This is a genomic window from Dactylosporangium sp. NPDC005572 (genome assembly GCF_040605515.1).
Lineage (GTDB): Bacteria > Actinomycetota > Actinomycetes > Mycobacteriales > Micromonosporaceae > Dactylosporangium.
In genome coordinates this window covers 1-9047 of the sequence record NZ_JBEXCY010000326.1, presented here as the reverse complement: position 1 = coordinate 9047, position 9047 = coordinate 1, and the positions used below count along the sequence as shown (strand labels likewise).

The window sequence follows — 9047 nt, the reverse complement described above, 5'->3', positions numbered from 1 at the left end:
CCCCGGCCGCCGCGGCGAGCCTGCTCGGCCGGCCGGTCGCCGAGGCGCGGCCGCTGCTCGCCGAGCTGGCGGCGGCGCACCTGCTCACCGAGCCGGCGCCGGGGCGGTACGGCTGGCACGACCTGCTGCGCGCCTACGCCCGCCGGCTGTTCCGCGCCGCCGGCCGCCCCGCCGCGCTGCGCCGCCTGTTCGACCACTACCTGCACACGGCGTTCGCCGCGGAGCGGCTGCTGCTGCCGTACCGCGACCCGATCGACCCCGCCCCGCCCGCCCGCGGCGCGGCCGTGGTGCCGCCCGCCGACACCGACGCCGCCACGGCCTGGCTCGCCGCCAACCGCCCGGCGCTGCTGGCGGCGGTCGACGCCGCCGCCGAGGCCGGCCTCGACGTCCACGCGTGGCAGCTCGCCTGGTCGCTCACGACGTTCCTGCACCGGCAGGGCCGCTGGGACGAGCTCGCCCACGCCCTCACCACGGCGCTCGACGCCGGCCAGCGCCTCGGCGACCGGCTCGCGCAGGCGCACCTGCACCGCGAGCTGGCCCTGGCGCTGTGCCAGCTGGGCCGGCACGACGAGGCGTCGGCCCACCTGCGGCGGGCCGGTCGGCTGTTCTCCGCCGCCGCGGACCGCATCGGGCAGGCCGGGACGCTGCTGTACCTCGGGTGGCTCAGCGAGCAGCGCGGCGACCGGCGGGCCGCGCTGGAGCACGACGAGCACGCCCTGGCCCTGTTCACCGCGGCCGGCCACAAGGCCGGGCAGGCGCGGGCCCTCAACGCCGTCGGCTGGGACCACGCGCAGCTCGGCGAGCACGACCGCGCCGTCGAGCGCTGCCGCGAGGCGCTCGACCTGCACCAGGCCCTCGGCAACGGCCCGGGCGAGGCCCGCGCCTGGGACAGCCTCGGCTACGCCCTGCACCACCTGGCCCGCCACGATGAGGCCCTGACCTGCTTCGGCCACGCCCTCGAGCTGTACCGCCGCGACGACGACCGGTACTGCGAGGCCGAGACGCTGACCCACGCCGGCGACACCCAGCTCGCGGCGGGCCGCACCGACGCCGCGAGGGAGGCCTGGCAGGCGGCGCTGCGCATCCTCGACACCCTGGGCCACCCGGACGCCGCGGACGTCCGCGCCCGCCTTTCCTGACGCCGTTTCTTGTCAGAGGTGGGTGGCATGATGCGGGCCATGGACGAGGCGACGGTGGTGAGCACCCTCTGGGACCGGATGCAGGCCCGCGACTGGCCGGGCCTGCGGGCGCTGCTCGCGGACGACCTGGTGGTCGAGTGGCCGGTGAGCGCCGAGCGCATCGTGGGCCCCGACAACTACGTGACGGTCAACGCCGAGTATCCGGAGGGCTGGTCCATCGCCGTCCTGCGCGTCGTGGCGGCCGGCGACACGGTCGTGTCGGAGGTGGAGGTGCCGCACGACGAGGTCGGCCTGCACCGGGCGGTCAGCTTCTGGACGGTCCGGGACGGCCTGGTCACCCACGCCCGGGAGTACTGGGTGCGCCCCGGCGCGGACCCGTCCCCGTCGTGGCGCGCGCGATACGTGGAGCCGCTGTGACGGTCCGCCGCGGACGCCGGGTGGTCAGGGGGACATGACGGACGACGCGTTCATGGCGGAGCTGCCCACCGACGTCATGCCTGGGCTGTCCGGGCCGTGGCCGGCGGCGTCAGGTGTGCGCCGGGGTGGTGGTCTGCGGGTCGTCGCAGCCGTCCAGCGGCAGCGTGACGGTCAGGTGCGTGCCACCGCCGGCCGGGCTGGCGACGCGCAGCCGGCCGCCGATCGCCTCGACCCGGTCCCGCATCCCGGCCAGCCCGGAGCCGAGGCTCGGGTCGGCGCCGCCGTGACCGTCGTCGCGGATCGACATGAGCAGCTGCTCGCGGCGGGTCGTGGCGTCCGGCGCGATCTTGAGGTCGACGTCGACCGCGGACGCGCCGGCGTGCTTCGCGGCGTTGGTGAGCGCCTCGGACACCACGTAGTAGGCGGTGACCTCGACGCAGCTCGGCAGTCCGCGCCGGGGCCCGGCCCGGACCGCGACCGGCACCGGGCTGCGGCGGGCGAGCGCCTTGATCGCGGAGGTGAGGCCGCCCTGCGACAGGATCGCCGGGTGGATGCCGCGGGAGATCTCCTGCAGGTCGTCGAACGCGCAGCGCAGGCCGTCGGTGGTGCGGGACAGCCGGTCCCGCAGCTCGCCGAGCTCCGGCGGGACGAGCGCCTCGGCGGCGCGCAGCTCGAGGCCGAGCGAGACGAGCCGCTGCTGGACGCCGTCGTGCAGGTCGCGCTCGATGCGGCGGCGGGCCTCGTCGGCGGCGAACACCAGCCGGGCCCGTGACCGGGTGAGCTCGGCGCGGTCCTCGGCGTTGGCGACGGCGGTCGCGACGAGCTCGGTGAACTGGGCGAGCCGGTGCTCGGCGCCCTCGGGCGGCGGCTCGGCCCGGGCCCACAGCACGGTCAGCACGCCCCAGACCACGCCGTCGACGAGGACCGGCGCGGCGACCGACGAGCGCATCTTCTCGGTCCGGGCGAGGTCGGCGAGGGTGCCCCGGCGGCCACCGTAGCTGTCCATGCGGGCCGGCCGGGAGCTGCGCAGCACCAGTTCGGTGACCCCGCCGCTGACGTCGAGGCGCCGGCCGAGCAGGCTTTCGAGGCCGGGCTTGCTGTACTCCGCGATCACGGTCACGGTGCCGGGCGCCTCCTGGCGCATGAGCCGGGTGGCGTCGGCGCTGAGCAGCCGGGCCGCCTCGGCGGCGACCGCGGCCACCACGTCGGCCGGCGGGGCGCCGTGCGCGACGAGCACCGCGACCCGGCGCAGCATCGCCTGCTCGACGGCCAGGGTCCGCAGCGCCTCCTCGGCCGCCACCCGCTCGCTCGCCGCCGACAGCAGCGCCTCCAGCGGTGGCACGACCCGGTCGTACAGGCGGGTCAGGACCGGCTCCGGCGTGCCGGCGGGCAGCAGGAGCGTGCCCGTGCGCTCGTCCAGTCGCAGCGGGACCACCACCTGCGGTCCGTCGGCGGCCGACTCGTCGAGGACCAGCTCGGCGTGCGGCACCCCGAGCGTGGCGGCGATGCGGCGGGCCGCCTCCGGCAGCACCGGCGGCAGCTCGCCGGCACCGAGGATCAGGCGGGTGAGGCCGGCGATGAGGTCCGCCTCCCGCCGGCGCTGCGCGGCCTCGCTCGCCCGGGCGCGCGCCAGCCGGGCCAGCGCACCGCCGAGCGCCGCGGTGAGCAGCAGCACCCCGAGCTCCAGCCACTCGCGCACGTCGGCGGCCGTGAACCGGCGCACCGGGTGGACGTGGAAGAAGTCGAACGCGGTGGCGCTGACCACTGCCATCGCCACGCCCAGCGGCATGCCCCACACCATGGCGATCAGCAGCACGCCGGGAAGGAAGATGGCGCCGATGGCCTCGCGGGGCGCGACCTGCGCGAGCGGGTACGCCATCAGGGTCTCGAGCACCACCAGCGCCGCGGCGGCTGCGATGCCCCACCCGAGCGGCGGCGGCTCCGGCCGCACCAGCCAGGCGGCGATGCGGGCAAGCATAAGCGGCCCCTCTCGACCCGGGACGGGTCCGATGCTAGCCGCCGCGGCGGCTCACCGGATCACCCGCTGCGTGTCAAACATTCTCGACATGGTGTCAAAGACGTGTTACCTTCTGGATGTCAAAGATTCTGTACATCCACGTTCCTGGAGCCGGCCGTGACGCACGAGGAGAAACGAGCGTGGATCATGCTCGTGACCGCCGTCCTGGCGTATGCCGCCTACGTCGTCGTCGTGCTGCGCCGCGCGGGTGACACTGCCCTCACCGACGTGCCCTACGCCGGCGCCCTGCTGTGGACGGTCGGCGGCGCCATCGTGGCGAACATCGTCCTGGAGATCGGCCTCGGCGTCGTCAACCCGCGGGCGTCGCGTGCCAAGGACGTGCGCGACCGGGAGATCGGCCGGCTCGGCGACCACGTCGGCCAGGCGTTCGTGGTCATCGGCGCGGTGTCGGCCATGCTCATGGCCCTCGCCGAGTGGGACTTCTTCTGGATCGCCAACGTCATCTACCTGTGCTTCGTGCTCTCGTCGGTCCTCGGGTCGGTCACCAAGGTCCTCGTGTACCGCGGGAGCCTCCCCCAGTGGTGAAACCGACCCGCGTCACCAACCGCATCCGCGCCCTGCGCTTCGAGCGCGGCGAGATGACCCAGGCCGAGCTCGCCGACCGCATCGGCGTCACCCGGCAGACCGTGATCGCCATCGAGCAGGGCCGCTACTCGCCGTCGCTGGAGATGGCGTTCAGGATCGCCCACGTGCTCGGCGTCCGGCTCGACGACGTCTTCCAGTACCCCGAGGAGGAGACACCGTGAAAGCCATCGTTCAGGATCGCTACGGGCCGGCCGACGTGCTCGCCCTGCGCGACACCCAGCGGCCCGCCGCCGGGCCCGGCCGGGTCCTCGTCGAGGTCCGCGCCGCCGGCGTAGACCCCGGCGTGTGGATCTTCATGACCGGCCGGCCGTACCTCGTGCGCATGGCCATCGGCCTGCGCCGCCCGGCCCCGGCCGTGCGCGGCCGCGACCTGGCCGGCGTCGTGGCCGCCGTCGGCGCGGGCGTCACCGGCTTCGAGCCCGGCGACGAGGTCTACGGCTGCGGCGAGAGCGGCTCCTACGCCGAGTTCGCCGTCGCCCGCGCCGACCGGCTCGCGCCGAAGCCCGCCAACCTCACCTTCGTCCAGGCCGCCGCCGTGCCCGTCTCCGCCATGACCGCCCTGCGGGCCGTCCGCGACGCGGGGGAGGTGCACGAGGGCCAGCGGGTGCTCGTCATCGGCGCCGGCGGGGGCGTCGGCTCGTTCGCCGTGCAGCTGGCCAAGGCCCGCGGCGCCCACGTCACCGGCGTCTGCAGCGGCGCGAAGGCGGCGCTCGTGCGCGGCCTCGGCGCCGACGACGTCGTCGACCACACCCGGGAGCGCTTCGACCGCGGGCCCACGCGGTACGACGTGATCATCGAAACCGCCGGCGACCACGCGCTGACCGCCCTGCGGCGCGCGCTCACCCCGCGCGGCACCCTGGCGATCGTCGGCGGCAGCTACGACCGGGGCGGGCTGCTCGGCGGCTTCAGCCGGCAGATGTTCCGCGCCCCGCTGGTGTCGCTGTTCGTCGGTCAACGCCTGCGCACCGTCAGCGCCCGGGAGGACGCCGCCGACCTGCGGGAGCTCACGGCGCTCATCGAGGCGGGCGCGGTCACCCCGGCCGTCGAGCGCACCTACCCGCTCGCCGACACCCCCGCCGCGCTGCGCGCGCTGACCGCCGCCCGCCGCCCGGCCGGCAAGCTGGTCGTGACGCTGTGATCGACCGCCGCTCCGCGCTCGCCGCCGGGTTCGGCCTGCTCGCCATGGTCGTGCTCTCGGCGTACAGCTTCGCCACCCTCTCCGACGCGGACGCCGACCTGCGCGGTGCCACCGCCGGCTTCGCGCTCGTCGCGGTCCTCGACGTCGTTGTCGCCTGGGGCCTCTACGGTGTGCTCGCCCCGGCCGACCGCGGCCGCGCCTCCCTGGCCCAGCTCGCCGCCGGCCTGCGCATCGCCTACGCCGCCGCGTTCCTCGCCGCGCAGGGCGACCTGCTCGCCGGCCGGTCCGGCGTCGACGCGTTCGAGCGCGGCTGGGACCTCGCGCTGCTGCTCTTCGGCGCCCACCTGCTCGTCACCGGCTGGGCCGCGATCCGCGCGCCGCACGTGCCGACCTGGCTCGGCGCGCTGCTGCTGCTGGCCGGGGCCGGCTACGCCGGCGACAGCCTCGGCACCGTCGCCGGCTACGACCTCGGCCTCGCCACGTTCACCTTCGTGGGCGAGGTGGTCCTCCTCGGCTGGCTGCTGTGGGCCGGCTACCGCGCGCCCAGGGCCGTGCGGAACAGTCCGGCCTGACGGGCCGAGACCGTGGTGTGGATCGACGCCTCTGACGCTTTCCGGACAGGTGCCGCCGCGCGCCGGTGGCATCCTGTGCGGGATGCGACTGACCCTGCGCAACATCGGCAGCCTGGTGCTCGGCCTGGGCGGTGCCGTCATGATGGCCGTCGGCCTGTTCTACCTCCTCAACACGGGCAGCTGCGCCTCCGGCGGCCCGTACGTGACGGCCCGCCAGTGCCCGGCCGGCACCGGCAGCCTGGTCTTCCTGCTGATCGGCGGGACGGTCGTGTGGCTGTCCGGGCTGGTCCTCAGCGAGGAGGGCCTGGCCAAGGCGGGCACCGGCCAGGCGGTGTGGACCCTCGGCTTCACCGGCATCGGCGTCACGATCCTGGCCAAGGCGCTGCTGCAGGACTCGATGCCGGCGGACTCCCGCCTCGGCGCGCTGATCATGGGCGCGGTGTTCATCCCGATGGGCCTGGTGGTCGGCATCGGCGGCCTGCTGCAACTGCGCCGCGACCGCGCACGGCAGGGGCCGGGGCCCACGACCCCCGACACACCGGAGCGCCGCCTGCACCGCCTGCGCAGCACGGGCGCCCTGACCCGCGCCGAGTTCGTCCGCCTGAAGCCCGACCCGCCGGCCGACATCCTGTCCCTCGTGCAGCAACTGGCCGACCGGCGCGAAGCGGGCGAACTCACCGACGACCAGTTCGAGGCGCAGAAGCGGCAGGTCCTGCAGGGCTGACGCCGGCCGCCGCGCGGGACGCCCCGGTGCGGCGGCCGGCCGTACGCTACGACGCGCGGCCGCCGTCGAAGTGTCCACTCCGGACGGCGGCGACGAACGCGCCCCAGGCGGCGACCGGAAACTCCAGCCGCACGCCGGGAAGCTGGGAGTTGCGGACGCCGACCAACTGGTCACCGTCGGCGACCTCGACGCAGTTGTCCTCGCTCACGCACCGCCTGGCCCTGCGCCAAGTCAAACGATCCGAGCTCACAGCACTCCCTTGTTCGATCGGAACAACCGGATGTACCGCGGCACCAGGGAGTACGAGCCACCGGGCCCCGGGTCGCGGACGGTCGGACACTACCGGAGGTTCCCGGCGCCGCGACGGACTACCGTTGTGTCGGGCGAGCGCGCCGGCCGGCGCGCAGCCCGGCCAGGAAGGCCACCGCCGGGGCCGTCACCACCGCGCAGGCCAGCAGCGCGCGGGCCACCGAGAAGCGGGTGCCGAGCCAGCCCGCCGGAGGGCCGCCCGTGATCTCGCCCAGCGCGCCCGCCATACCGACCGCCGACAGGACCGTCGCGCGGTTGGCCGGGGTCGTCTCGCGGACCAGCCACGTCGTCCACAGTGGATCCGCCGCCGCGCGCAGGGCGCCCGCCAGCGTCGCGGTCGCCGCGGCGGCCGGGAGGGTGCCGGACAGGGCGAAGGCCAGCATCGCGGCCGTCTGGGCGGCCACCGTCCAGGACAGCCGCGCGCGCCGTAGCAGCCTGGTCAGCGGGATCGACACCAGGGTCGTGGCGATGGCCAGGGCGCCGATCCAGACCGTGCCGTCGCCCGGGGTCAGGGACAGCAGGTGGCCGGTGCTCAGGCGGTCGAAGCCCTCGCGGCCCAGAGCCACGAACAGCGTCGCCCACGTGACCAGGCGCAGCCGGCGGGAGCGGAACGCCGCCCGCAGGTGCCAGGCCGGGCGGCCGGCCGGGCCGCGGTAGGTGGAGCGCATCGCCGTGAGCAGGACCACGCCCAGCACCAGCCACACCGTGCCGCCGGCGAGGAGTGGGAGGGCCGGCAGTACCGTGGCCAGGCCCGTCGCCGCGAGCATGCCGGCGACCGCGGACGCCTGGGCCAGCTGGGCGCCGCGGGTGAGGGCCGCGCCGACGGCGTCCTCGCCGAGCTCGTCCGCAGCCCAGGCCTCGAACGCGCCGTCGAAGCAGGCCGCGCCGACGCCCCACAGGGCCGTGCCGGCGAGCGTCGCCGCGAACGTCGGGGCGGCGCCCTGCAGTACCGTGCCCCCGCCGGTCAGGAAGACGCCGAGCAGCACCGGCAGGCGGCGGCCGCGGTGGTCGGCGACCAGGCCCATCGGCACCTGCGCGAGCAGGTACACCGTCTCCAGGACGGTGCCGACGAGAACGAGCCGCAGCGGGTCGAGGCCCACGACGGTGATCTGGAAGACGAGGTTGAGGGTGTACGCGCAGGCGCTGCCGAACGCCGTGCCGGCGCAGACGGTCAGGAAGAGGGCACGAGGGTGCAACGGGAGGGCTCCAGGCTCGCCGGGAGCGGCGCCCCGGCGGCCCGGGCCACCACGGCACCGCGGGACACGGTGCGGGTGGTGGCTGTCATGCCGGCACCGTACCCGGCGGGTCCGGGACGCGCGAGCCGATTACCCGGCGGCAGGGCGCCAGCCCGCCGGCGGGTCCTCGCCGACCACGCCGTCGACGGCCTCGCGGAGCAGGTCGGCGTGGCCGGTGTGGCGGCCGTACTCCTCGATCAGGTCGCACACGAGACGGCGCAGGCTCAGGTGGCCCCGGCCCGGCCAGGCCAGGTGCACGAGCTGGTCGAGGCCGCCGTCGGCGAGGGCCGCCCGCAGGCGGGCCCGTGAGCGGGCGACCGTGGTGTCCCACAGCGTGTACAGCTCGGCGGGGGTGTCGGCGGCGGCCGAGGTGAAGTCCCAGTCCGGGTCGGCCGCCCAGTCGGCGCTCGCCCACGGCTCCCCGATCGGCGAGCCGTCGAGCTTCGGCCCGAACATCTCCGACTCGGCGCGGGCCAGGTGCTTGAGCAGCCCGCCGAGCGTCAGCGTGGAGTCGCCGACCCGGGTCGCGAGGCCGGCGGCGTCGAGGCCGTCGGCCTTCCAGCGCAGCGTGGTGCGCAGCCGGTCGAGGGCGCCGGTGAGGTGCTCCTCCTCGGTGCCGGCGAGCGGCGGCTCCCACCAGATGTCAGCCATGGCCGTCACCGTAGCCGCGGTTGCGGACGATCCGCGCCCGGAATCCCTGGGTATCAGGGGCACTGCGGCGCGGGGTACTGCCGCTAGGATCGCCCGGTGATCACGGTGCCTGACGTCGTGCGGCGGCGGCTGGCCCCGCCGGGGCGGTTCACGCCGAACTTCTGGCTGGTCGCGATCCTGGTCGCCGGGATCGGGCTGGTGCTGCGGCTGGTGAACCTCTCCCACCCGAAAGAAACGAT

11 protein-coding genes are annotated in these 9047 nt (G+C 75.7%); 7 read left to right on the top strand and 4 right to left on the bottom strand.

What is annotated here, in order from left to right:
* Both ABZS66_RS58505 and ABZS66_RS58500 read left to right on the top strand, forming a co-directional pair.
* On the top strand, nucleotides 1-1139 hold a 1139-nt coding region (locus ABZS66_RS58505; RefSeq protein ID WP_354773155.1), incomplete at its 5' end, for a tetratricopeptide repeat protein.
* A gap of 27 nt (nucleotides 1140-1166) precedes the next feature.
* Complete coding sequence (locus ABZS66_RS58500; protein ID WP_354773153.1) at nucleotides 1167-1556, top strand: nuclear transport factor 2 family protein; 390 nt, start codon at nucleotides 1167-1169, stop codon at nucleotides 1554-1556.
* Nucleotides 1557-1665: 109 nt separating this feature from the next.
* Here the strand turns inward: ABZS66_RS58500 and ABZS66_RS58495 are convergent, their stop codons facing one another.
* Entirely contained in the window at nucleotides 1666-3534 is a 1869-nt protein-coding gene (locus tag ABZS66_RS58495) for a DUF4118 domain-containing protein (RefSeq protein ID WP_354773151.1), read from the bottom strand.
* Between the two features lie 156 nt (nucleotides 3535-3690).
* On the opposite strand from ABZS66_RS58495, the gene ABZS66_RS58490 reads away from it, so the two are divergent.
* The 5 genes from ABZS66_RS58490 (at nucleotide 3691) to ABZS66_RS58470 (ending at nucleotide 6613) form a co-directional block, all read left to right on the top strand.
* Complete coding sequence (locus tag ABZS66_RS58490; protein WP_354773149.1) at nucleotides 3691-4119, top strand: hypothetical protein; 429 nt, start codon at nucleotides 3691-3693, stop codon at nucleotides 4117-4119.
* Nucleotides 4113-4340 (top strand): helix-turn-helix transcriptional regulator, encoded by a 228-nt coding sequence (locus tag ABZS66_RS58485; protein WP_354773147.1) that lies wholly within the window; start codon nucleotides 4113-4115, stop codon nucleotides 4338-4340. Before ABZS66_RS58490 ends, ABZS66_RS58485 begins: the two co-directional genes overlap by 7 nt.
* Entirely contained in the window at nucleotides 4337-5317 is a 981-nt protein-coding gene (locus ABZS66_RS58480; RefSeq protein ID WP_354773145.1) for an NAD(P)-dependent alcohol dehydrogenase, read from the top strand. Before ABZS66_RS58485 ends, ABZS66_RS58480 begins: the two co-directional genes overlap by 4 nt.
* Entirely contained in the window at nucleotides 5314-5889 is a 576-nt protein-coding gene (locus ABZS66_RS58475; protein ID WP_354773143.1) for a DUF4386 family protein, read from the top strand. Before ABZS66_RS58480 ends, ABZS66_RS58475 begins: the two co-directional genes overlap by 4 nt.
* Before the next feature lie 82 nt (nucleotides 5890-5971).
* Nucleotides 5972-6613: an SHOCT domain-containing protein gene (locus ABZS66_RS58470; RefSeq protein WP_354773141.1), complete on the top strand. Its 642-nt coding sequence runs from the start codon at nucleotides 5972-5974 to the stop codon at nucleotides 6611-6613.
* Nucleotides 6614-6659: 46 nt separating this feature from the next.
* Here ABZS66_RS58470 and ABZS66_RS58465 read toward each other — a convergent pair whose 3' ends face one another.
* The 3 genes from ABZS66_RS58465 to ABZS66_RS58455 form a co-directional block, all read right to left on the bottom strand.
* A complete protein-coding gene (locus ABZS66_RS58465; protein WP_354773139.1) occupies nucleotides 6660-6863 on the bottom strand; it encodes a DUF397 domain-containing protein in 204 nt (67 codons plus the stop codon).
* A 118-nt stretch (nucleotides 6864-6981) separates the two neighbouring features.
* Nucleotides 6982-8118: an MFS transporter gene (locus ABZS66_RS58460; RefSeq protein WP_354773137.1), complete on the bottom strand. Its 1137-nt coding sequence runs from the start codon at nucleotides 8116-8118 to the stop codon at nucleotides 6982-6984.
* Nucleotides 8119-8247: 129 nt separating this feature from the next.
* The gene (locus tag ABZS66_RS58455) at nucleotides 8248-8808 is read right to left on the bottom strand and encodes a DUF664 domain-containing protein (protein WP_354773135.1); all 561 of its coding nucleotides are present in this window, start codon (nucleotides 8806-8808) and stop codon (nucleotides 8248-8250) included.
* Between the last annotated feature and the right edge of the window lie 239 nt (nucleotides 8809-9047).

Excerpts from the sequence above, each read along its gene's own strand:
- ABZS66_RS58500 (WP_354773153.1), top strand. The coding sequence starts at position 1,167 with ATGATGCGGGCCATGGACGAGGCGACGGTGGTGAGCACCCTCTGGGAC.
- ABZS66_RS58495 (WP_354773151.1), bottom strand. The coding sequence starts at position 3,534 with ATGCTTGCCCGCATCGCCGCCTGGCTGGTGCGGCCGGAGCCGCCGCCG.
- ABZS66_RS58470 (WP_354773141.1), top strand. The coding sequence starts at position 5,972 with ATGCGACTGACCCTGCGCAACATCGGCAGCCTGGTGCTCGGCCTGGGC.
- ABZS66_RS58455 (WP_354773135.1), bottom strand. The coding sequence starts at position 8,808 with ATGGCTGACATCTGGTGGGAGCCGCCGCTCGCCGGCACCGAGGAGGAG.